This is a genomic window from Streptosporangium sp. NPDC053982 (assembly GCF_055585205.1).
The window spans coordinates 44,886-65,861 of sequence record NZ_JBVJKQ010000009.1 but is presented as its reverse complement, the minus strand read 5'-3'; the positions used below and the strand labels follow the sequence as shown (position 1 = coordinate 65,861).

General features: G+C 72.1%; 20 protein-coding genes. 12 read left to right on the top strand and 8 right to left on the bottom strand.

Annotation, left to right across the window (positions count from 1 at the left end; all coding sequences use genetic code 11):
* The first annotated feature begins 31 nt into the window (after window positions 1-31).
* Window positions 32-1,654 carry a YifB family Mg chelatase-like AAA ATPase gene (locus tag ACZ6W9_RS17530; RefSeq protein ID WP_470118620.1) on the top strand — a complete coding sequence of 541 codons (1,623 nt, stop codon included), beginning with the start codon at window positions 32-34 and terminating at the stop codon, window positions 1,652-1,654.
* Entirely contained in the window at window positions 1,651-2,904 is a 1,254-nt protein-coding gene (gene dprA, locus ACZ6W9_RS17525; RefSeq protein WP_389965030.1) for a DNA-processing protein DprA, read from the top strand. The genes ACZ6W9_RS17530 and dprA overlap by 4 nt, the downstream gene beginning before the upstream one ends.
* A 230-nt stretch (window positions 2,905-3,134) precedes the next feature.
* Here the strand turns inward: dprA and ACZ6W9_RS17520 are convergent, their stop codons facing one another.
* The gene (locus tag ACZ6W9_RS17520) at window positions 3,135-3,557 is read right to left on the bottom strand and encodes a helix-turn-helix transcriptional regulator (RefSeq protein WP_389965033.1); all 423 of its coding nucleotides are present in this window, start codon (window positions 3,555-3,557) and stop codon (window positions 3,135-3,137) included.
* Between the two features lie 99 nt (window positions 3,558-3,656).
* Here ACZ6W9_RS17520 and ACZ6W9_RS17515 point away from each other — a divergent pair, with 99 nt between their 5' ends.
* Together ACZ6W9_RS17515 and ACZ6W9_RS17510 are read left to right on the top strand one after the other, a co-directional pair.
* Window positions 3,657-4,028 (top strand): cupin domain-containing protein, encoded by a 372-nt coding sequence (locus tag ACZ6W9_RS17515; RefSeq protein WP_389965036.1) that lies wholly within the window; start codon window positions 3,657-3,659, stop codon window positions 4,026-4,028.
* Between the two features lie 154 nt (window positions 4,029-4,182).
* On the top strand, window positions 4,183-4,737 hold the full coding sequence (locus ACZ6W9_RS17510) for a GNAT family N-acetyltransferase (protein ID WP_362930747.1): 555 nt from the start codon (window positions 4,183-4,185) through the stop codon (window positions 4,735-4,737).
* Window positions 4,738-4,781: 44 nt separating this feature from the next.
* Here ACZ6W9_RS17510 and ACZ6W9_RS17505 read toward each other — a convergent pair whose 3' ends face one another.
* Complete coding sequence (locus ACZ6W9_RS17505) at window positions 4,782-5,435, bottom strand: murein hydrolase activator EnvC family protein (RefSeq protein WP_389965039.1); 654 nt, start codon at window positions 5,433-5,435, stop codon at window positions 4,782-4,784.
* A gap of 242 nt (window positions 5,436-5,677) precedes the next feature.
* The gene (locus ACZ6W9_RS17500; RefSeq protein ID WP_470118616.1) at window positions 5,678-6,955 is read right to left on the bottom strand and encodes an MFS transporter; all 1,278 of its coding nucleotides are present in this window, start codon (window positions 6,953-6,955) and stop codon (window positions 5,678-5,680) included.
* Window positions 6,956-7,022: 67 nt separating this feature from the next.
* Here ACZ6W9_RS17500 and ACZ6W9_RS17495 point away from each other — a divergent pair, with 67 nt between their 5' ends.
* The 6 genes from ACZ6W9_RS17495 (at window position 7,023) to ACZ6W9_RS17470 (ending at window position 12,398) form a co-directional block, all read left to right on the top strand.
* Window positions 7,023-7,652: an ArsR/SmtB family transcription factor gene (locus ACZ6W9_RS17495; RefSeq protein ID WP_389965045.1), complete on the top strand. Its 630-nt coding sequence runs from the start codon at window positions 7,023-7,025 to the stop codon at window positions 7,650-7,652.
* A gap of 378 nt (window positions 7,653-8,030) precedes the next feature.
* A complete protein-coding gene (gene rpsB / locus ACZ6W9_RS17490; protein WP_470118614.1) occupies window positions 8,031-8,996 on the top strand; it encodes a 30S ribosomal protein S2 in 966 nt (321 codons plus the stop codon).
* 113 nt (window positions 8,997-9,109) lie between these two features.
* The gene (gene tsf, locus ACZ6W9_RS17485) at window positions 9,110-9,943 is read left to right on the top strand and encodes a translation elongation factor Ts (protein WP_362930757.1); all 834 of its coding nucleotides are present in this window, start codon (window positions 9,110-9,112) and stop codon (window positions 9,941-9,943) included.
* Between the two features lie 123 nt (window positions 9,944-10,066).
* A complete protein-coding gene (pyrH, locus tag ACZ6W9_RS17480; protein ID WP_218911649.1) occupies window positions 10,067-10,765 on the top strand; it encodes a UMP kinase in 699 nt (232 codons plus the stop codon).
* A gap of 182 nt (window positions 10,766-10,947) precedes the next feature.
* The gene (frr, locus tag ACZ6W9_RS17475; protein WP_389965053.1) at window positions 10,948-11,505 is read left to right on the top strand and encodes a ribosome recycling factor; all 558 of its coding nucleotides are present in this window, start codon (window positions 10,948-10,950) and stop codon (window positions 11,503-11,505) included.
* Window positions 11,506-11,573: 68 nt separating this feature from the next.
* On the top strand, window positions 11,574-12,398 hold the full coding sequence (locus ACZ6W9_RS17470; protein ID WP_389965055.1) for a phosphatidate cytidylyltransferase: 825 nt from the start codon (window positions 11,574-11,576) through the stop codon (window positions 12,396-12,398).
* A 34-nt stretch (window positions 12,399-12,432) separates the two neighbouring features.
* On the opposite strand, the gene ACZ6W9_RS17465 is transcribed toward ACZ6W9_RS17470, so the two are convergent.
* Window positions 12,433-13,515: a suppressor of fused domain protein gene (locus tag ACZ6W9_RS17465; RefSeq protein ID WP_389965058.1), complete on the bottom strand. Its 1,083-nt coding sequence runs from the start codon at window positions 13,513-13,515 to the stop codon at window positions 12,433-12,435.
* A 64-nt stretch (window positions 13,516-13,579) separates the two neighbouring features.
* On the opposite strand from ACZ6W9_RS17465, the gene rlmN reads away from it, so the two are divergent.
* On the top strand, window positions 13,580-14,701 hold the full coding sequence (gene rlmN / locus ACZ6W9_RS17460) for a dual-specificity RNA methyltransferase RlmN (protein WP_389965062.1): 1,122 nt from the start codon (window positions 13,580-13,582) through the stop codon (window positions 14,699-14,701).
* Between the two features lie 109 nt (window positions 14,702-14,810).
* On the opposite strand, the gene ACZ6W9_RS17455 is transcribed toward rlmN, so the two are convergent.
* Entirely contained in the window at window positions 14,811-16,850 is a 2,040-nt protein-coding gene (locus tag ACZ6W9_RS17455) for a glycoside hydrolase family 71 protein (protein ID WP_470118610.1), read from the bottom strand.
* Window positions 16,851-17,169: 319 nt separating this feature from the next.
* Here ACZ6W9_RS17455 and ACZ6W9_RS17450 point away from each other — a divergent pair, with 319 nt between their 5' ends.
* Window positions 17,170-17,703, top strand: coding sequence for an ATP-binding protein (locus ACZ6W9_RS17450; protein WP_389965068.1), 534 nt, complete (start codon window positions 17,170-17,172; stop codon window positions 17,701-17,703).
* A 15-nt stretch (window positions 17,704-17,718) separates the two neighbouring features.
* Here the strand turns inward: ACZ6W9_RS17450 and ACZ6W9_RS17445 are convergent, their stop codons facing one another.
* The 3 genes from ACZ6W9_RS17445 to ACZ6W9_RS17435 all read right to left on the bottom strand — a co-directional run bounded on the left by ACZ6W9_RS17445 (window position 17,719) and on the right by ACZ6W9_RS17435 (window position 20,892).
* A complete protein-coding gene (locus tag ACZ6W9_RS17445) occupies window positions 17,719-18,390 on the bottom strand; it encodes a hypothetical protein (protein ID WP_470118607.1) in 672 nt (223 codons plus the stop codon).
* 34 nt (window positions 18,391-18,424) lie between these two features.
* Window positions 18,425-19,231 carry an ABC transporter ATP-binding protein gene (locus ACZ6W9_RS17440; protein ID WP_470118605.1) on the bottom strand — a complete coding sequence of 269 codons (807 nt, stop codon included), beginning with the start codon at window positions 19,229-19,231 and terminating at the stop codon, window positions 18,425-18,427.
* A 191-nt stretch (window positions 19,232-19,422) separates the two neighbouring features.
* Window positions 19,423-20,892 (bottom strand): PucR family transcriptional regulator, encoded by a 1,470-nt coding sequence (locus tag ACZ6W9_RS17435; protein WP_389965077.1) that lies wholly within the window; start codon window positions 20,890-20,892, stop codon window positions 19,423-19,425.
* Window positions 20,893-20,976 lie beyond the last annotated feature (84 nt).

Genomic DNA, 20,976 nt, shown 5'->3' with positions numbered 1-20,976 from the left:
GCGCGCCGTCCGTCACCGGGGGGTGATGTGAGTGGCCGTCGCGCGCACCCGCTGCGTCGCCCTGATCGGGGTGAGCGGCCATCCCGTCGACGTCGAGGCCGACGTCGGAGCCGGCGTGTCGGGGCTGCACCTGATCGGCATGCTGGACACCGCGCTGAGCGAGGCGCGTGACCGCGTCCGCTCCGCCGTGGTCAACAGCCGCCACCCCTGGCCCGACACGCGGATCACCGTCAGCCTGTTCCCCGCCAGCCTGCCCAAGCGGGGGAGCCTGTTCGACCTCGCGATCGCGATCGCCCTGCTCGCGGCGGCGGGGGTCGTGCCGGCCGCCAAGGTGGCCGAGCCGTTCTTCCTCGGCGAGCTCGGCCTCGACGGCTCGGTGCGGCCGGTGCGGGGTGTGCTGCCCGCCGTCCTGGCGGCCGCCGCGGCGGGGGCCCGCACCGTCGTCGTCCCCGCACGCAACGTCGCCGAGGCGTCTCTCGTGCCGGATGTGACGGTGGTCCCGGTCGCCGCCCTTTCCGACCTGGTGAAACTCCTGCGCGGTGACGGGCCGCCGACTCCGGGAGGCGTCGCAGGCGAGGCGGAGGACACCGGGGGCGACAGGGGCCGCAGAGGCGACGCGGGTGACATGGGCGACGCAGGTGACATGGGTGACGCGGGCGACATGGGCGACACGGCCGGCGGGCCGGGGGGCGTCGCCCCCGACCTGGCCGACGTCGCCGGTCAGCCCTTCGCCCGCCGCGCGTTGGAGATCTGCGCGGCAGGAGGGCACAACTTCTGGATGCTCGGCCCGCCGGGCACCGGCAAGACGATGCTCGCCGAGCGGCTGCCCACCCTGCTGCCGCCCCTGGAGCGGGACCAGGCGCTGGAGGTGACCGCCATCCACTCCGTGGCGGGCGTCCTGCCTCCCGACCGCCCGTTGCTGACCCGCCCGCCCTTCGTCGCGCCCCACCACACCGCGACCGTCGCGGCCATCGTGGGCGGGGGAAGCGGGGCGGTCCGTCCGGGCGCCGTCTCGATCGCCCATCGCGGCGTGTTGTTCCTCGACGAGGCCCCGGAATATCCCGCGAGCGTCCTCGACTCGCTCAGGCAGCCCCTCGAGTCGGGCCGGGTGACGGTCTCCAGGGCGCAGGGCACGGTCACGTTCCCGGCCCGGTTCATGCTCGTGCTGGCCGCCAACCGCTGCCCGTGCGCGCGCCCGTCCCGGCCGGACGACCCGTGCCGGTGCTCCCCGGCGGCCCGCCGCCGCTATCTCGCCAGGCTCTCGGGCCCGCTGCTGGACCGTATCGACGTCAAGGTCACCCTCTATCCCTCGACCCGGCGGGAACTGCTCGCCGACCGGCGGTTCACCGAACCGAGCCGGGTGGTGGCCGAGCGGGTGCTGCTCGCCCGCGAGCGCGCGGCCAGGCGCCTGGCGGGCACGCCCTGGCGTTGCAACGCCGAGATCCCCGCCCGGGCGCTGCACACCGTCTACCGTCCCGCGTCGCAGGCGATGGCCCCGCTGCTCACCTGCCTCGACAGCGGCGCGTTGAGCGCGCGGGGGCTGGACCGGGTGCTCCGGCTGGCCTGGACGCTCGCCGACCTCTCCGGGAAGGCCGGCCCCGAGGTCGCCGAGACCAACGCCGCGCTCGGTCTGTGGCTGGGGGAGGAGCGGTGAACGACAGGCTCGCGCGGGTCACACTGATGCGGCTGGCGGAGCCCGGCGACACGCTGATGGGCGGGCTGGTGGCTTCGCTGGGCGCGCAGGAAGCGGTGGAGCGGGTGCGCGCCGGCCACCCGGACCCGGCGCTCGTCCGTCTGCTGACCGGTGGTGACGGCGGTGACGGTGGTGACGACGATGACGCCGGAGGCTCCGCCGGGGGTGCCGGTGGGAGCGGGACGGGCGGGTCGCGGGAGGAACGGATCGCGGGCCGGCTCGGGCGCGCGTTCGCCTCCTGGTCGGCCCGGCTGGAACCGGCCGACCCCCGGCGGGACCTGGCGGAGGGGGAGCGGAGCGGGGCCCGGCTGGTGATCCCCGGCGACCCGGAATGGCCCACCCAGCTCGACGACCTGGGGCGGAGCCGCCCCTACGCCCTCTGGCTCCACGGCGACGCCGACCTGCGATTCTCCTGTCTGCGTTCCGTCGCGATCGTGGGCTCGCGGGCCGTCACACCGTACGGCGCGCACGTGGCGGCGGAGTTCGGCGCCGGGCTGAGCGGGCGCGGCTGGAGCGTCGTCTCGGGAGGCGCCTACGGCGTCGACGGCGCGGCCCATCGGGGGGCCCTCGCCGGAGACGCGCCGACCGTAGCGGTGCTCGCCTGCGGCGCCGACGTCGCCTACCCCAGCGCGCACCACCAGCTCTTCGCCGCCGTGCGCGCTCACGGCGTGCTGGTGAGCGAGTGTCCCATGGGCTCCCATCCGACCCGCCCACGGTTCCTGATCCGTAACCGGCTCATCGCAGCGCTGTCCAGGGGCACGGTGGTCGTGGAGGCGGCCGTGCGCAGCGGGGCGCTCAGCACCGCGAGGCACGCGCTGTCACTGAACCGCGTCCTCGGGGCGGTGCCCGGGCCGGTGACGTCGGAGACGTCGGCCGGATGCCACCGGCTGATCCGGCAGGGGGCGGCAGTCTGCGTCACCACCCCCGAGGAGGCGGTCGAGCTCACCGGCATGATGGGGACCGACCTGGCCCGTGAGCCGTGCGGCCCGGTGCTGCCGCGTGACGGGCTGGAGCCCGAGACCCGGCGGGTGCTGGAAGCCGTGCCGGCCCGGGGCGGAGCCGGGCCCGCGGCGATAGCGGTGACGGCGGGCGTCGGCATGGACACCGCGCTGTCCTGCCTCGGCGGCCTGGCCGCGGCCGGCTACATCGAGCGGGTCACCCGGGGCTGGCGCCTGCGCCCGGAGGGGCCGCGGAGCCCTTCCGGGCGGTGAGGCGGTGAGGCGGTGACCGGGATTCGGACAGGCCCGGCGCCCGTCATACGCCGGGAGCGTCCGTGGCAGCAGCGCGTCGATGTCGCGGGTCGCCTCGGTGACGGCCGCGGCATCCCGCAGGTCGACTTCGCGGGCGTCGACGAGGTCGCCCCAATTCCCGCGGGCCTGTTCGGGGTGGTGGCTCAGCTCACGAAGGCCGACGGCCGTCCCCGCGCGGGCGGATGCCCGTCCTATGGAGAGCACGACGGCAAGCGCGTCCGCCGGCCGCCTCCGTGCGGGGCCGAAGGACCTTCGCCGGTCACATAGCGAGCGGGCGTGGTTCCGACGTGCCGGACGAAATGCCGGTTCAGGTGCGCCTGGTCATGGAATCCCACACTCGTGGCCACCTCGGCCGGCCGTTGGCCGTTCAGCAGGAGCCGGCGCGCCCGCTCGATGCGTCGGCCCGTGAGATAGGCGTGCGGTGGCAGGCCGTACGTCTGCTGACGGTCCAGCCCGAAGTCGACCGCGCCGTCGTCGAGGATCATCAGGTCCCACGTGTCGTGAACGTGGGCCGGATAGGCGTGGTCGGTGAAGTGCGCGTGGAAGACCTCGGCGATGCCCGGGACCGACGGTTCCCAGGCGGTGACCGCTGCCGGCGGACGGTGGGAGGTCATGCCAGGAACGTACAAGACGCGCGGGGCCTCAGCGGGCCAGGCTTGCCGTATCGGTCACCGCCCCTGTCCGGGCGGTCCACGGCAGAAAGGCGCCATCGGATGTCCGTTTCCCTGAGCCCCGTCAACATCGCGCACAGGCTCTCCCGGTTCGACGAGCTGTGGACGCAGAAGACGATCGCCGGCCTCAACGACTACGAGATCAAGCTCGCCAAGCTGAAGGGAGAGTTCGTCTGGCACACCCACCCGGAGACCGACGAGCTGTTCCTGGTCGTCAGCGGCCGACTCACCATCCGGCTCAGGGAGGGGGACGTCGCCCTCGGCCCTGGCGAGCTTTACGTGGTGCCCCGCGGTGTCGAGCACTGCCCTGTGGCGGGGGAGGAGACGGCCATCCTGCTGGTGGAACCGGCGGGCACACTCAACACCGGTGACGCGGGAGGCCCGATGACCAGGGTCGCCGAATCCCTCGATTAGCGGGCGCCGTACTCCGTCACCCGCCTGGAACCGGCCTGTGCGTTTCCGGGTCCGCCCGTGCTCCGGCGACCCGGGGACCGTCCGGCGCCGGAGCATCCGGGTGCCCGGGTGTGCGAGGGTTCCGTCGTTCTCCGTGACGAAAGGTCGTGAGCCGATGCGGAATCTGATCACCGCCCGTCTGGTGCTCGTCCCCTGGGAGCACCGTTTCCTGGACGATCTCGTCCGGCTGTCCGCCGACGAGCGGGTTATGAGGTTCGTCGGCAGCGGGCCGTGGGACGGGCGGTACGCCGGCGAACGGCACGAGTCGGCCCTCGGACAGTGGGCGACGCATGGGTTCGGGATGCGTGCCGTCACGAGCGCGGACGACGGGAGGTTTCTCGGCCTCGTCTCCCTGGGCGAGTCCCGGGCCACCGGATTCGAGACGCCTGTCTTCGAGATCGGCTGGTGGGTGGACCCGGCGGAGTGGGGACACGGCATCGCCACCGAGGCGGCGGCGTCGGTCCGGGACGAGGCGTTCAGCCGGGTGGGGGCGAGGTCGATCGTCGCCTGCTTCCACCGCGACAACACCGCCTCCGAACGCATCATGGCCAAGCTCGGAATGAGCCCTCACGGGGATGTCATCGACCGGTACGGCGAGCCCGCCCGGATGTACGCGCTGACCCGTGCCGAATGGGAACGTCTCGGGTCTCCGAAGCCCCTGAGCCCCTGAGGCCGTGATCGTCGGGTGGGGGTGCGCGGCCGGGCGCGGCGGGGTCACCGATCCCGGCGCGTGGGCCGGACCGGCAGCAGCCGTACCCGTCCCCGGCCCAGCAGAAGCAGCGGGTCGAGGTACAGCCGGTCGCGGAGCAGCCCCCAGTGCAGGCAACCGGCGGGGCAGTGACCGGGGATGTCCTGGAGGGTGCCGATCACCTGGTCCCGCTCCACGGTCTGTCCGCGCCGTACCGAGGGGGTGACGGGGAGATAGGTCGTCCGCAGACCGCCGTCGTGGAGAACGGTGACCACGCTCCGTCCGGCGAGCGGCCCCGCGTAGCCGACCGTGCCGGCGCCCGCGGAGCGGACCTCCGTGCCGGGTGGTGCGGCGAGGTCGGTTCCCCGGTGCCCGGCCAGCCAGGGCCGCGCCGGGGGCGCGAACTCCCGGAGCACACGGAGCCGTCCGGCGAGCGGCCGGCCCCACCGGGGAGAGGGTTCGACGTTCCGGGGCCGGGGCGAGGACGTCGTCTCCGGGCGGGGCGAGGACGCGGCTTCCGGGTGAGGGGAGGGCCGGCGGGAATCGGGCCGGGAGGCGGAGGCTTCCAGGCGGGTCGTCCGATCGCCCTGGTCCGGGGCTGGAGGACCTGCGGCTCCCGGCGAGGTGAGCAGCAGCGCCGGCAGCAGGAGATGTGTCCCGAAGACGCGGAAGGAGCTCATCCGCCCAGGATGGGGATCACCGCGAGGGCGGGGCCGGGCCGAACACGGTTCTGTGGACGACCGGCGTGCGCTCCCGGACGGCACGCGTCCTCGGGGAGGCGCGATGTCCCGGGCGGCACGTGTCGCCGGGGAAGCGGTTCCGGACGGCACGCGTCCTCGGGGAGGCGGCGCGACGTCATGGGCGGCCCATCTCACCGGGGAAGCGGTCCGAAGCGGTCCCGGACGGCACGTCTCATCGGGGATCATCGGGAAAGCGGAGCGGGGGAGTGGCGCAGCGGGGAGAGCCAGACCAGCGGGATGGCGAGGAGCACGATGCCCGCCGCGCCGCACCACAGCACCGAACGCAGGCCGAACAGCTCGCCGGCCACGCCGCCCGCCAGGCCGCCCGCGGCGACGACGCCGTGGATCCCGAAGGTCATCGTGGCGTTGACCCGGCCCCGCAGTTCGGCGGGCGCCTCCCGGAGGGTGATGGCCCCCATGGAGGTGGCGAAGGCGACGATCGCCGCGCCGCTGACGAGCCCGCTGGCCGCCATGACGGCGAACCTGGTCCAGACCGGCCCGGAGGCGAGCGCCGTCACCACGTAGTCGAGCGGGAACAGCAGCATCGCGTAGCGGAGGATGCGGTTCTCGCCCACCCGCCCGATGAGGCGCGCCGCGGCCAGGGCGCCGAGCAGGCCGCCCACACCGAAGCACGCGCTGACCGCGCCGACCATCCCGGCGGGCAGGTCGAGGACGGTGACGGCGTAGAGGACGAAGATCGCCATGTACGCGCCGCCGAAGAAGTTGATCGCCATCCCGGAGCCGCAGAGCGCGCGGAGCGCGGGGTCCGCCGTCACGGCGCGCAGGCCCTCGCGGATCTCGGCCCACATGCCGCGAGGGACCGCGGGCACGTGCTTCTCCGGGGCCCGGATGCCGCGGATCAGGAACGCCGAGGCGAGGAAGGACAGCGCGTCGACGAGCAGGGCGAACGGCGCGGTGGCGATCTGGACGAGCAGGCCGGACAGGCTCGGGCCGCCGATGATCGCCAGTGAGGTCGCCGACTGGAAGCCGGCCAGCGCCTGGGGTCGCCGGCTCTCGTCGACCACGGCGGTGACGTGCGGGAAGCTGCACGCCCGGAAGAGCACCGAGCAGAGGCCGACGGCGAACGTCACGGCGATCAGCCACGGCACGGTCAGCCATCCGGCGAGCCAGGCCACCGGGACCGTGGCGGTCGCCGCCGCCGCCGTCACCTCACAGCCGGTCATGACGGGCCGGTGCCGCCGCATCCGGTCGGCCAGCGCGCCCGCCTGGAGCCCGGCCAGCAGGTAGGGGAGGGAGCCGGCCGCGGCGAGCACGCCCATCTGCGCGGGGGAGGCGCCGAGGAGGGTGGCGGCGGTCAGTGGTACGGCCAGCCGGGAGACCTCGGCGCCGGTCTCGGAGACGGCGCGCGCCGAGAGCAGCAGCCGGTAGTCGCGCTGCCGGCGAAGGGGGACGGGGCGAGGTCCGGAGACGGCGTCGTCAGTCTGAAGGGAATGCTTCACATCTGTGAAAGTAATCCTTCACAGATGTGAAGGCAACCCTTCAGACCTGAGCGGGTACGGTTTCCCCATGACCCAGGAGGCGCGCAGGCAGCTCACCGACCCCGTGGCGATGCGGGCGCTCGCCCACCCCGCGCGGCTGGCGATCCTGAACCGGCTGCAGGCCGAGGGGCCCGCCACCGCGACCGAGGTGGCCGAGGTCGTCGGCGTCACGCCCAGCGCCGCCAGCTACCACCTGCGGATGCTCGCCAAGTACGGCTTCGCCGAGGACGCGCCCGCACGCGGCGACGCCCGGGAGCGCATGTGGCGGCACAGCTCCGGTGGCATGGTCATCAGTCCCGAGGCCGACGACCCGCCGGAGGTGCGGGCGGCCAAGGAGCTGCTCATCAAGGCCGTGCGCGATCACGCCGCCGACGAGGCGACGCGCGCGCTGGCGAGCTTCGACCGCGAGCCCGCCGAGTGGCAGGAGGCGTCGATCTTCTACCGGACCGTCCTGTTGGTGAGCGCCGAGGAGCTCAGGGAACTGCACCGGCGGATCGACGAGTTGCTCGATCCCTACTCGATCAACAGGCGCGACCGGGCGGAGGTCCCGCCCGGCGCCCGGGTCGCGGAGGCGCAGGTGAACCTCTTTCCCCGCGCCGAGCGGCGCCCGCACGGGCTCCCGCAGGAGGGCACGCATCCCGGCCCCCTCGACGGGTAGGCCCTTTCCCGCTCGCCGGCGCGGCGGCCGTCCCCTCGCGGGAAGGGGCCGTTCGCCGGCTCCGAGCCCCGTCCCGGTCCCCTTCGCGCGGCTCCCTCGCAGGCGGGGGCCGTTCCCCCGCCTGCCGGGAGGCGGTTCCCCGTGGGCGGTCAGGATGGCTGACGCGCCGAGGTCGGGCGGAGGTCCGGCTGAGGGTACACTTTTCGATGGCCTGCACCACGCGGGCCGACTTCGCATGTCCCGCTGAGAACCGTCTCCCCCGGTCCGGGTGAGAGCCCGGCTGGAGCCGGTTCGGGACATCAGGGCGGTGGCCGAGGGCCGCCGCGTCAACCGAGAACAGCGCCCAGCGATGGGTGCCCCGACCTGGAGGACAATCACATGTCCACCCCCGTCGTCACCATGCGACAGCTGCTCGAGAGCGGCGTTCACTTCGGCCACCAGACTCGTCGCTGGAACCCGAAGATGAAGCGCTTCATCTTCACCGAGCGCAACGGCATCTACATCATCGACCTCCAGAAGTCGCTGTCCTACATCGACAGGGCCTACGACTTCGTCAAGGAGACCGTCGCCCACGGCGGCACGATCATGTTCATCGGCACGAAGAAGCAGGCGCAGGAGGCCATCGCCGAGCAGGCGGCCCGCGTCGGCATGCCGTACGTCAACCAGCGCTGGCTGGGCGGCATGCTCACCAACTTCTCCACCGTGCACAAGAGGCTCCAGCGTCTGAAGGAGCTCGAGGAGCTCGACTTCGACAACGTCGCCGCCTCGGGGCTCACCAAGAAGGAGCTCCTCATGCGTCGCCGTGAGAAGGAGAAGCTCGAGCGCACCCTCGGCGGTATCCGCGACATGGCCCGCGTTCCGAGCGCGGTGTGGGTCGTCGACACCAAGAAGGAGCACATCGGGATCAGCGAGGCCCGCAAGCTCAACATCCCGGTCGTCGCGATCCTCGACACCAACTGCGACCCGGACGAGGTCGACTACCCGATCCCGGGTAACGACGACGCCATCCGCGCCGTCGACCTGCTGACCCGGGTCGTGGCCGACGCCGTCGCCGCCGGTCTCATGGCCCGCGCCGGCGCCAACCGCGGTGACGACAAGCCGGCCGTCGCCGGTGGCGCCGAGCCGCTCGCCGAGTGGGAGCAGGAGCTGCTCGCCGGCGGTGAGAACGAGGCCAAGGCCGAGGCCGCCCCGGCTGAGGCCCCGGCCGCCGAGGCCGACGCCGACGCCGCCGAGGCCCCGGCTGCCGAGGCTGAGGCTCCGGCCGCCGACGCCGCTGAGGCTCCGGCCGCCGACGCCGCCGAGGCTCCGGCCGCCGAGGACGGCGCCGAGGGCGAGAAGGCCTAGTTCTCATCTCGTACGGTTCGCCGTACGAACCCGCAAGGCTCTTTTCGGGTGGGCGCGCCTCCTTCGGGGGGTGTGCCCACCCGGTCCACGACGATTCCGACGAGGAAAAGACAATGGCTTCCGTGAACATGGCCGACGTCAAGCGGCTTCGCGAGCTGACCGCCGCCGGCATGATGGACTGCAAGAAGGCTCTGGAGGAGTCCGCGGGCGACTTCGACCGCGCCATCGAGATCCTGCGCCTCAAGGGCGCCAAGGACGTCGGCAAGCGCGAGGCCCGCACCGCCTCCAACGGCCTGGTCGCCCTGAAGCAGGACGGCGACTCGGCCGCCGCGCTGCTGGAGCTCAACTGCGAGACCGACTTCGTGGCCAAGGGCGAGCGCTTCCAGGAGCTGGCCGCCCAGGTCGTCGAGCACATCCTGGCGTCCCGCCCGGCCGACGTCCCGGCCCTGCTGGAGTCGGAGTTCGACGGCAAGACCGTCAAGACCCACCTCGACGAGGCCAACGCCGCGCTGGGTGAGAAGATCGAGATCCGCCGCTTCGCGGTTCTGGAGGGCGGCTACGTCGGCGCCTACATGCACAAGACCGACCCGCAGCTCCCGCCGGCGGTCGGCGTGCTCGTGCAGCTCGACGCCCCGAACGCCGAGGTCGCCAAGGACATCGCCCAGCACGCCGCCGCGATGGCTCCGAAGTACCTCAACGCGGACGCCGTCCCCGCCGACGTCATCGAGAAGGAGCGCGCGCTCTTCGAGGAGATGACCCGCGAGGAGGGCAAGCCCGAGGCCGCCATCGGCAAGATCGTCGACGGTCGCATCAACGGCTGGTTCCGTGACTTCACCCTGCTGCAGCAGGCGTTCGTCAAGGACAACAAGAAGTCCATCGGCAAGTACGCCGACGAGAACGGTGTCAAGGTCGAGGCCTTCGTCCGCTTCAAGGTCGGACAGGCTTAGTCTTAACCCAGCTTCTCTCAGCCACAGCACTACAACGAGGAGGCCGCCGTCGTGCAGGAGAACTCAGAATCCGCTACGTCGGCGGTTTCTTCGTATTCAGGTCCGCTCCGCTGGAAGCGGGTCATGCTGAAGCTGTCGGGTGAGGCGTTCGCCGGCGGAGAGCCGCTGGGCATCGACCCCGGGGTCGTCGGCCACCTGGCCGACTCGATCGCGGAGGCCGTCCGTAAGGGCGTGCAGGTCGCGGTCGTGGTCGGCGGCGGCAACATGTTCCGCGGCGCGGCCCTGTCCGAGCGCGGCATGGACCGCGCCCGGGCCGACTACATGGGCATGCTCGGCACGGTGATCAACTGTCTGGCCCTCCAGGACTTCCTGGAGAAGCGGGGCATCGACACCCGTGTCCAGACGGCGATCACCATGCAGCAGGTCGCCGAGCCCTTCCTGCCCCGTCGCGCCATCCGCCACCTGGAGAAGGGGCGCGTGGTCATCTTCGGAGCCGGGCTCGGTTCGCCGTTCTTCTCCACCGACACCTGCGCCGCGCAGCGCGCGCTGGAGATCGGTGCCGAGGCGCTGCTCAAGGGCACCCAGGTGGACGGCGTCTACGACGACGACCCCCGGAAGAACCCCGACGCCGTACGGTTCGACCACCTCGAATATGGTGAGGTCCTGACCCGTGGCCTCGGTGTGATGGACGCCACGGCCATCAGCCTCTGCATGGACAACGGCCTGCCCATCGTGGTCTTCGACCTCATGGGTGAGGGCAACATCCTGCGGGCGGTGCGTGGTGAGAAGATCGGCACGCTGGTGAGTCCGGCAGGGAAATAGGGAGCGAGCCTGACGAGCGAGCGGAGCGGTGCGCGACGCAGGAGTGTCCCGCGAAGTGAGTGAGGATGGTGAGTGACCCATGAGCGGGGAGCGAGCCTGACGAGCGAGCGGAGCGGTGCGCGACGCAGGAGTGTCCCGCGAAGTGAGTGAGGATGGTGAGTGACCGAGAAGAAGGAGTCGCTGTGATCGACGATACCCTCCTCGAAGCCGAGGAAAAGATGGACAAGGCCGTGTCGGTGGCGAGGGACGACCTCGCAGGCATCCGTACGGGCCGTGTCACCCCGTCGATGTTCAACAAGATCACCGCTGAGTACTACGGGACGCCCACTCCCATTCAGCAGCTGGCCTCGTTCCATGTCCCCGAGGCCCGCATGGTCATCATCCAGCCCTTTGACAAGAGCTCGATGGCCGCGATCGAGAAGGCGATTCGCAACTCCGACCTCGGTGTCAACCCCGGTAACGACGGTCAGGTCATCCGCGTGGCCTTCCCCGAGCTGTCGGAGGAGCGCCGCAAGGAGTACGTGAAGGTCGCCCGGACCAAGGCGGAGCAGGCCAAGGTCTCCATCCGCAACGTCCGTCGCCACGCCAAGGAGACGCTCGACAAGATGATCAAGGACGGCGAGGCGGGTGAGGACGAGGTGCGTCGCGCGGAGAAGGAGCTCGACGACCTCACCCAGAGGCACGTCGCTAAGATCGACGAGCTGCTCAAGCAGAAGGAAACCGAGCTGCTCGAAGTCTGATTCGTAATCCTTGTCCCGTCCGGATCTCCGGTACGGGACAAGGATTTTGTGTACGGAAGTGGGACCCCTTGGAAGCTGCGGCGGGCGGTAGCCGTACCGGCCGGAATCTCCCCGCCGCCATCGCGGTGGGCGTCGGCCTGGGAGCGGCCGTCATCGGCTCCCTCTATTTCGTCAAGGTGCTCTTCCTCGCCGTGGTGGTCGCGGCGGTGGGCGTCGGCGTGACGGAACTGGTCAGGTCGTTCGCGGAGAGGGACATCCGGGTTCCGCTGATCCCGTCGCTGGCCGGGATGACCGCCATGCTCGTCGGCGCCTACTACGGCGGCCCCGCCTGGATGCTCGGCCTCTTCGCGGCGACGGTCCTGACACTGATGATCTGGCGGATGTTCCAGGGCACCGAGGGGTACGTCCGTGACACCTCCGCCACCGTCCTGGTCGCGGTCTATCCGTCGTTCCTGGTCGCGTTCGTGGCGCTGCTGCTCAGTCATCCGGTCGACGGCCCGGACCGGGTGATCACCTTCATCGCCACCACGGTCGCGAGCGACATCGGCGGATACGCCGCGGGAATCCTCTTCGGCAAGCACAGGATGTCCCCGCTGATCAGCCCGAAGAAGACCTGGGAGGGTTTCGCCGGCTCGGCGGTCGCCTGCATGGCGGTGGGCGGCTGGCTGGTCTCCTGGCTGCTGGAGGCCGAGATCTGGAAGGGCGTCCTGATCGGCGCGGTGGTCGTGGTGTTCGCCACGCTCGGCGATCTCGTCGAGTCGGTGATCAAGCGGGACCTCGGCGTCAAGGACATGGGAAGCGTGCTGCCCGGCCACGGCGGCCTGATGGACCGGCTCGATTCCCTTCTCGCCGCGCTCATCCCGGTCTGGGCGCTGCTCACCCTGCTGATCTGATCGTCCCGGACGCTCCCGAGGGGCGGCCGGGAGGTCAGCCCACCCGGGTGATCCGGTCGGCCGTCAACCGGGGCAGCAGCGCGCGGTAGCCGCTCGCCGCGGCCAGGCGCAGCTCGTCGTCGGTGAGCGGCACCAGCCAGAGCCACCGTACGGCGTCGCCGCCGAAGGTGAAGCCCGACAGGTCCGGCAGGCCCGGTGGTCCGGCCAGCATGAGGACGCCGTTGTAGGCGGAGCCGAGGGGGAACGTCTCCGGCCGGTGGTACCACTTCGCCGTGTGCCCGTGACCCAGCCAGGTGACCGAGTGCCATGGGTACTGCGCCAGCCACAGGAACAGCCGGGCGGCCTCCCGGGCGTCGCCCCGGGTCGCGACGGCGAGTTCCACCCGGGCGTACGCCTCCGGGCGGTCGATGTACTGCTCCACGGTGGGCATCCGCTGGCAGCTCATCCCCACCGTGGACAGGATCGTGTGCTCCCGGCCCCGCTCCGGCGGCCGCTCGGTGATGCCGACCGTGGGCAGCCGGCCGCCGCCGGCGTCCCAGAACCTCCCCGCGGTGCCGACCGCCCGGTCCAGGTGGCCCATCACGAACTGCTGGAAGGACGCCCAGGAGCCCTCGCCGTCGCGCCATTCCCAGTAGGAGCCGGCCTTGGCCAGCCGCGGGGCCAGGGCCTCCATGGCGTCCTCAAGGGACCAGGCGAACGGTGACTCGCCCACCGCGTCGCGGGAGTATCCCGGCATGCCGCGGCTCACGTCGGCCCAGCCAGGAATGACCGCCAGCAACTCGTCGTTCTCGTACAGGGCGACGCCGTCGCCCTCCTCGAACCACAGTGACCGCAGGGTGCCCAGGGGTCGTCTGCCGCCGGGGTGCCGGGTGTTCGCCCGGGGGGCCACCGGCGGGAGTTCGGAGGCCAGCCGATCCAGGTCGATGGTCTCCGGGGCCGGGACGTGGTTGGCCAGCCACACCGCTCCGTGGACCTCGCCCTTCGGACCGCACAGGTAAGCTACCGAGGAAGTCTCGTCGCGTTCGACCACCAGGGTGCGGCTTCCGTAGGGGCCGGTGTCGCTGAGCAGGATCTCGATGCCGTCTCCCCGCTCGCCTGCGGACCGGATTGTCGCCATATCTCCGGACTTTAGATCAGAGTCGAGTGTCGCTTCGAGTAACCGTCGAGAGAAGGCTTTGGACGTGTCGACTGCCAGCCAGCCCGGGACCCCCGTACCCGGCCAGCTCACCTTCGTGGCGCCCCGCAGGGCCAAGCCCGCGCGCCACCTGGCCGACCTGACCATGGCCGAGCGTCGCGCGGCCGTCGCCGAGCTCGGCGAGAAGCCGTTCCGGGCCGACCAGCTCTCCCGGCACTACTTCGAGCGGCTCACCGCCGACCCGGGTCTGATGACCGACCTGCCGGCCGCGGCGCGTGACAGGTTCGCCGCGCTGTTCCCGACGCTGCTCACCTCCGTCCGGGAGATGACGACCGACGGCGGCACCACCCGCAAGACGCTGTGGCGGCTCTTCGACGGCGCGCTGGTCGAGTCGGTCCTCATGCGCTACCCCGACCGCGCCACCATGTGCGTATCCTCCCAGGCCGGCTGCGGCATGAACTGCCCGTTCTGCGCCACCGGCCAGGCCGGCCTGACCCGCAACATGAGCACCGCGGAGATCGTCGAGCAGGTCGTCGCCGGGGCGCGGGCCCTGGCCGCGGGCGAGGTCCCGGGCGGCCCCGGCCGGGTCAGCAACGTGGTCTTCATGGGGATGGGCGAGCCGCTGGCCAACTACAGGGCGGTGATCGGCGCCGTGCGCCGGATGGTCGAGCCCGCTCCGAACGGCCTGGGCATCTCCGCCCGCGGCGTCACCGTCTCCACCGTCGGGCTGGTCCCCGCGATCGGCAAGCTCGCCGACGAGGGCCTGCCGGTGACGCTGGCGCTGTCCCTGCACGCCCCCGACGACGAGCTCCGCGACACCCTGGTGCCGATCAACACCCGGTGGAAGGTCGCCGAGGTCCTCGACGCGGCCTGGGCGTACGCCGCCAGGACCAAGCGCCGCGTCTCCATCGAGTACGCGCTGATCAAGGACGTCAACGACCAGGAGTGGCGGGCCGACCTGCTCGGCAAGCTGGTCCGCAACAAGCTCGTGCACGTCAACCTGATCCCGCTCAACCCCACCCCCGGCTCGAAGTGGACGGCCTCGCGCCCCGAGGACGAGCGCGCCTTCGTCCGCCGCCTGCAGTTCCACGGCGTCCCGGTGACCGTCCGCGACACCCGGGGCCGCGAGATCGACGGCGCCTGCGGCCAGCTCGCCGCCGCGGAGTAGCCCACCCGTCCGGGCGGCGGCGGGAGACGTCCCGGCCCTGACGGCCGCGGAGACCGGGAGGGCCGCGGCATGCGCCCCTCCCGGTCCGGTGACGGGATCCGGAGGATCCTCAGAGAGGCCGCGAGCAGGGCAGGCCGCCGCCCGCGTGGTTGATCAGATCCTGGTAGACGACGCTCTTCCGGATCGGGGTGCGGCTGGTGACCGTCTGCACGGTCCTGCCGTCCCGGACGAGCTCGAAGACGGGGGTCGTGCCCGGCACCATCGGCACCTTGAACGACACCATGCCCGCCGAGCTCACCTCCTTGGTCTTCACGTCTTCGCCCTGCCTGACCACCAGGGTGCCCGGCGACCTGACGAAGGCGAGCAGCTCGACGTCGTCGGTGGCCGCGTCGCCGTACGGGATGGCGATGGGGCCGATGGTCTGCTTGGTCTTGTCGAACGGCGCGTCGGTGCGGTGACTGCGGTGGAAGTAGTACAGCGCGTCACGGACGACGCTCGGAGCCTTACCGGTCTTGAACCAGGTGGTGTAGTAGGCGATCACGTCCGCCGGCGCGTATCCCCGCTCCACCGAGGGCGCGAGCCAGGATTCGGCGTAGTCGTTCCAGGTGGTCAGGGAGACGATGTCCGCGTCGCCCTCCATCGCCTTGACGAAGGACTGCCGCAGCGTGCCGCTGTTGGACGGTTCCCAGTACCTCTTGTCACGCGGGCGCACATCCTCCAGGGCCGCCGGGGCCATGTAGAAGCGTCCGCGCCTGGCGGCCTCGATGCCCGCCTTGCGGTAGCCGTCGGTCGAGCTCTCCCAGCGGACGCCCCACGAGGAGTAACCCGCCACCGAGTCGTTCCACTCGGTCTTACCGCTGCCGCTCCAGTCCAGGAAGATCGGGACGAGGGAGGTCTTCATGCCCTGCGTCGCCAGCTTCGCCCGCAGGTCGTCCCACCAGGCGGGTGACTGCCGCTCGGGGTAGAACGGCGCGAGCGGGACGGTGCCGTCGGGCAGGCGGTAGAGCGAGGGGTGCCCCTTGGCGAGAAGGACGTCGGAGATCACCTTGTCCGGCGAGGCGTCCTTGGTGGTGGGGAAGTCCGGGCTCAGCATGATCCGGAATCCGGGGTCGACGGCCTTGGCCGCCGCCAGCAGGTCGGCGATGTGGTTGAAGCGCTGGTCGGTCGCCGAGGTGTGGTGCTCGTAGATGAACCCGTCGAGTCCCATCGCGATGGCCTGCCGTACCTCGACCTCGAAGTCGGCCTGGCGCCAGCCGCCTCCCGAGCGCACCGGCCGGGGGAGCGGCCTGTCCCGGGAGTGACCGCCCTGCGCGGCGTACATCCCGTTGGAACCGGCGGGGTCGAGCCAGGAGGCGTACTGGTCCTTGGCCGGGTCCTTGTTGTCGATCGACAGCGGGTAGGGCGGGAAGTAGAAGGCGAACACCTTCTTGTCGTATGAACGCAGCGCGGCGGCCGACGGCTTGTCGAACGGCAGGCACTGGTTCCCGCCGGATGTGGGGGTGGCTGTCGGGGTGGCGCTCGGCGTCGCACCCGGAGTCACACTCGGCGTGGGGGAGGGGGTGGCCGTGGCGAGGGTGTAACTGATCCTGAGGCGGGGCCCCTTGCCCGCGGTGCGCGTGGAGTACAGCACCGCCACCGGCCCGCTGGACGCGGTGAGGCCGAAGGAGTACGTCCCGTTGCCGAGGTAGGCGTCCGAGACGTCCAGGTCGGCGACGGCGTCCGCGGTGAAGCCGGTGTGCGTGCTCAGCGCCGTGCCGAAGGTGGGACGGGAGTTCCATGATGTGCCGGTCTGCGACCAGGAGCCGGTGACCTTGTGCACCGAGACCGTGGTGTCCGTCGTCCTGGTCGCCCGTACCTGCAGGGTCATGGTGACGTTCGCGGCGTTCTCCGGAATGCCGGAGACGGTGAAGCCGGTGAGCGCCCTGCGCTCGCCGGCCGTGGAGCCGCTGCAGGCCTTCGCGCACACGGAGAGCCATTCGGCGGTGCCGTACATCGTGGCGGGGGCCGCCTGGCTGATGAAGACGTCCTTGGCGGGCTGGACCACGAGGTTCACCGGGGCCGCCCGGGCGGTCGCATGGGCGGCGCCCAGGGGGACGGCGCAGACCACGGTGATGAGGGCGGCCAGCGCCGCCCGTCTGAGGGGGAACAAGGAACCTCCTGCGGGTGCTCGGAAACGTGATCATCGCACCCGTGCCGAAAGGAGGTAATGGACATTGAATATTATTGTTCAACGTCCTCTATATTCTTTATAGGGGTACTAATCCCATTGGAGCGGGACATTTTTCGGGAGTACGCCCGCCGCCGGGACAGCCGCCTGCCCGGGCGGCGCGAACGGGCGTACCGCGTCCGAATCATCGGCGGATCCACGACCGTTCCGCCGGAGGACAGGCGACCGGTCTGTCAGCTGACCAGCGACCATCCTCTCAGGAACATGGCGGCCATCCTCTCAGCCACCCTTGAGTTGTGCCATGCTGAAGCCATGGCCGGCGCTGTACGGAGCCCTCTCGGCAGGGTCCTTCCCCATCAGGCGGGTCCCCGCCTGGTCGCGCAACCTCAGCAGTCGTGCGGTCGGAACGCCCAAGGTGGCCTTCGTCGACTCGGGGATCGCCGCGAACCTGCTGGGCGCCGACGCGCGGAGCCTGCTGCGGCCCGAAGGGGCCTTCGGGCCGCTCCTGGAGGGCTTCGTGCTGATGGAGCTGTCCCGGCAGCTCTCCTGGTCCGAGGAGCGCGTGGAGCTGTTCCACTACCGCACCAAGGACAAGGTGGAGGTGGACGCCGTCCTGGAGAACCGGCAGGGACGCGTGGTCGGCATCGAGGTGAAGGCGTCATCGACGGTGCGGCCGGACGACTTCAGAGGGCTACGCCACCTCGCCGGCCGCCTGGGGGATGACCTCGCGGTGGGAATCGTCCTCTATACGGGGACGCAGACGCTTCCCTTCGGGGAGCGCATGCGGGCCATGCCGGTGAGCGCTCTCTGGGAGGTGGCGGCGCCCCGGCGATGATCGGCTGATGCGGATCTACGGCCTGGTGCGGCGGAGCCGTGTGTAGGCGATGAGGCCCGCGGCGGACCAGAGGAGCGCCGCGGCGGCGACCGGGAGCAGGACGGTGTCGAGGACGCCGTCGTTGGCCGCGCGCATCCACGGCATGACCGGCACCGTGAACCGGCCCACCGGGGTCAGGCTGACCAGCAGCAGGGCCACGTACCCGCCGAACAGCGTCAGCATCGACGCGGCCGGGGACGGCATGATCGGCTGACTGGTCAGCGCGCCCAGCGCCGTGCCCGCGACCAGGCCGAGCAGGTGCAGGACGGCGCCGCGCGCCACGTCGCCGGGCGCGGGCGTGGCGGCGAAGCCGTGCAGCAGCGGCGTGACGACCGCGATCGCCGCGAACGCGAGGTTGACGGCGAACGCGGCCAGCAGTCCCGCGCCGATCTCCCGCCCGGGACCGCCGGCCGCCGTCATCGAGACCAGCCGCTGCGCCGCCGGTTCGGTGTCGAGCAGGCTGCGCGCGGCCCAGGCGAAGACGACGATCAGCAGGCCGGCCGAGTCGGCGTAGGAGGACAGCTCCTTGCCGGGCGGCGTCAGCGTCGAGTAGAAGATCACCAGCATCAGGAGCAGCCCGACCGCCGGCTGGAACAGCTGGTGGGAACGGGCGTAGGCGCTCAGCTTGAACCGGATCAGACGCGTCAACGGTGCCTCCTGCCGTACGACGTGCTCTCGGGGGTCACGCGGTCCGCCGTACGGTGTAGCCGTCGGCGCGGAGCTTCTGCTCGACCTCGTCGGCCTCGCCGGGGTCCACCAGCACCTCGATGACCGCCCGGCCACCCGTGCCGGGCCCCTGCCCGGACGCCCGTCCGGCGTCCCGCGCCCGCCCGGGTCCGGGATCAGGCCCGGGGTCCGTCCCGGACGGCCGCCCGGATCCCGGCCCGGTGGAGCGGACGGTGACCGCGCCGTCGGCGACGAGCCAGTGGTCGGCGCCGGGGAACTCCCGGAGCTGGTTCTGGTGGTCGCTGACCACGACCGCGCCGCCGCGGGCGGCGATCTCACCGAGGATGACCGGGAGTTCGGCGCGGGTCTGCTCGTCCAGCCCGGCGAAGGGCTCGTCCAGGATCAGCAGGTCCGGCGGGCCCAGCAGCGACTGGATCAGCCCCACCTTCTGCGCGCTGCCCTTGGACAGGTCGCCGAGCGGCAGGCCGAGCAGGTGGACGGCGTTCAGCCGCCGCGCGAGGTCGCCGGCCGCGGCGGGGGAGACGCCCCTGACGCGGGTCATGTGGTCCAGGTAGGCGGAGACGGTGAAGGGCTGGCCGGTGGGGAAGACGTCGGGGGCGTAGCCCACGGCGCGGGGCCGGCCGGAGACCGAGCCGCGGGCCGGCGGGACGAACCCGGCGAGCAGCCGCAGCAGGGTGGACTTGCCGGCGCCGTTGCGGCCGGTGACCTCGACGACGGACCCCGGGCGGAGCGTGAGCTCGACGTCCCTGAGGATCCAGGGGCCGCGGCGGGAGTACCGGAAGGACACCTGGGAGAGCCGCATGGACCGCACCCTACCGGGATCATGCTCTTCGCGCCCCGGCCGCCGGAAACCGCCCCGGCCGCGGGCCGGTGGGACCGGCCGGTCCGCTGTCGTCGGCCGGCCGGGGGCCCCGAACCGTCCGAATCCATCCGGTCAGCCGGCCGTCCGTCCCGGTCGCGGGCCGGTGAGACCGGTCGGCCCGGGACCGTCGGTCAGCCGGTGAGGCCGAGCTGACCGGCGGCCCGGACGGCCAGCCACACCTCGGCGAACGCGCCCGTGGACGTCAGGTCCCGGCCGGTGAGCGCGGTGAACCGGCGCAGCCGGTAGGCGAGCGTGTTCGGATGGATGTGCAGCGCCGCCGCCGCGTCCTCGGTGCGGCGGTCGCGTTCCATCCAGGTGCGGACCGAGGCCAGCAGGCGGGAGTCGTGGGCGGCGTCGTACCGGATCACCTCGCCGAGCACGTGCTCGACCAGCGCCGAGAGCACCGCGGGGTCCTCCGGCAGCCATCGTCCGGCGGTGTCGTCGCCGTATCGGACGAGCGCCTGGCCCGACTCGGCCGCCCGGGAGACGGCCCACACCGCCTCCCTGCGGGCCACCCGCAGGGAGGTACCGGCGGCGAACGGCCGGCTCATCCCGGCCGCGACGCCCGGCGCTCCGGCGACGGCGGCGGCCGCTTCGGCGGTGCCGAGGACGTAGCGGTCGTCGCCCCTGCCGAGCATGAGGAACGGGCGGTCGTCCAGGGCGCGCAGCAGCCCGTCGTCGGACACGCCGCGGACGGCCAGCAGGACCAGCTCGTCGCCGGGCAGGCCCAGCCGGATCAGCCGCCGCCGGGCCGTGGCCGGGTCGAGCACGTCCTGCAGCAGCTCGGCCAGGATCTCCGCGCCCTCGCGGCGCAGGGTCTCACGCTCGTGGCGGGCCATGGCGACCTGGAGCGCGGCGACGGTGGCGATGTGCTGGGCCACCGCCAGGCCGGCCGGGCGGGCGCCCTCCCGTTCCAGGGCGACGAGGAAACCGGCCGGGCCGCCCGGCGCGGGCACCGGGAGGACGAACCCGCCGGGGATCGTCGGGGGAGCGTCCGCCGTCCTGGGCAGCAGATCCGGGTCGGGCACGGGGACGCCGGGCAGCAGTGGGCGGCCCTGCGGCGTGCACAGGTACACCGTGTAGCCGCTGAGCCGTTCCAGGCGGCGGAACAGCGTCACGGTGCCGAGGTCCTCCGAGGCCATCCAGCGCAGCGCGCCGAAGACCTGGAGCTGCGCGCCGAGCCGCTGGCGGGCGTCCTCCCGCACGGCCGCGGCGACCTCCTGGCCGACGGCGATGAACGGTACGGCCAGCGGCACCTCCAGGACCGGCATGCCGCGCTCCTCAGCGGCGGCGAGGAACGCCGGGTGCAGCGGCGGCACGTGGAGCTGGGCCGACAGGGCCAGCGCGGACACCCCGGCGTCGTCGAGCCGTTCCAGGTAGGCCCGCTGGCGGGCGGCGGATCGGGGGATCGCGATGCCGGTCGTCATGATCAGCTCGGCGCCCAGCAGCCAGGGCGTGGGATCGTCCAGTTCGCTGACGTGAGCCCAGGACACCGGGCGGCCGAGTCCCGCGCGGCCGGCGAGGACGCGCAGCCGCAGGGCCGGGAAGCGGACCAGCTCCTCGACGGTGAGCCGGTCGGCGGTGTGTTCGTGGTCGGCCACAGGAGACCCCGTCGTAGTTCGTGCTTCCCACAATACCCAAACGGGTATAAATCTCCCAGAATGTAAGGACAGCCCGCTCTGAGC

Bases quoted from the DNA above. Each gene is read 5' to 3' on its own strand.
- ACZ6W9_RS17520 (WP_389965033.1), bottom strand. From the start codon at position 3,557: ATGACCTCCCACCGTCCGCCGGCAGCGGTCACCGCCTGGGAACCGTCG.
- pyrH (WP_218911649.1), top strand. From the start codon at position 10,067: ATGCTGAAGCTGTCGGGTGAGGCGTTCGCCGGCGGAGAGCCGCTGGGC.
- ACZ6W9_RS17510 (WP_362930747.1), top strand. From the start codon at position 4,183: ATGCGGAATCTGATCACCGCCCGTCTGGTGCTCGTCCCCTGGGAGCAC.
- ACZ6W9_RS17505 (WP_389965039.1), bottom strand. From the start codon at position 5,435: ATGAGCTCCTTCCGCGTCTTCGGGACACATCTCCTGCTGCCGGCGCTG.
- ACZ6W9_RS17515 (WP_389965036.1), top strand. From the start codon at position 3,657: ATGTCCGTTTCCCTGAGCCCCGTCAACATCGCGCACAGGCTCTCCCGG.
- tsf (WP_362930757.1), top strand. From the start codon at position 9,110: ATGGCTTCCGTGAACATGGCCGACGTCAAGCGGCTTCGCGAGCTGACC.
- ACZ6W9_RS17450 (WP_389965068.1), top strand. From the start codon at position 17,170: ATGCTGAAGCCATGGCCGGCGCTGTACGGAGCCCTCTCGGCAGGGTCC.
- rpsB (WP_470118614.1), top strand. From the start codon at position 8,031: ATGTCCACCCCCGTCGTCACCATGCGACAGCTGCTCGAGAGCGGCGTT.
- ACZ6W9_RS17440 (WP_470118605.1), bottom strand. From the start codon at position 19,231: ATGCGGCTCTCCCAGGTGTCCTTCCGGTACTCCCGCCGCGGCCCCTGG.
- ACZ6W9_RS17495 (WP_389965045.1), top strand. From the start codon at position 7,023: ATGACCCAGGAGGCGCGCAGGCAGCTCACCGACCCCGTGGCGATGCGG.
- ACZ6W9_RS17465 (WP_389965058.1), bottom strand. From the start codon at position 13,515: ATGGCGACAATCCGGTCCGCAGGCGAGCGGGGAGACGGCATCGAGATC.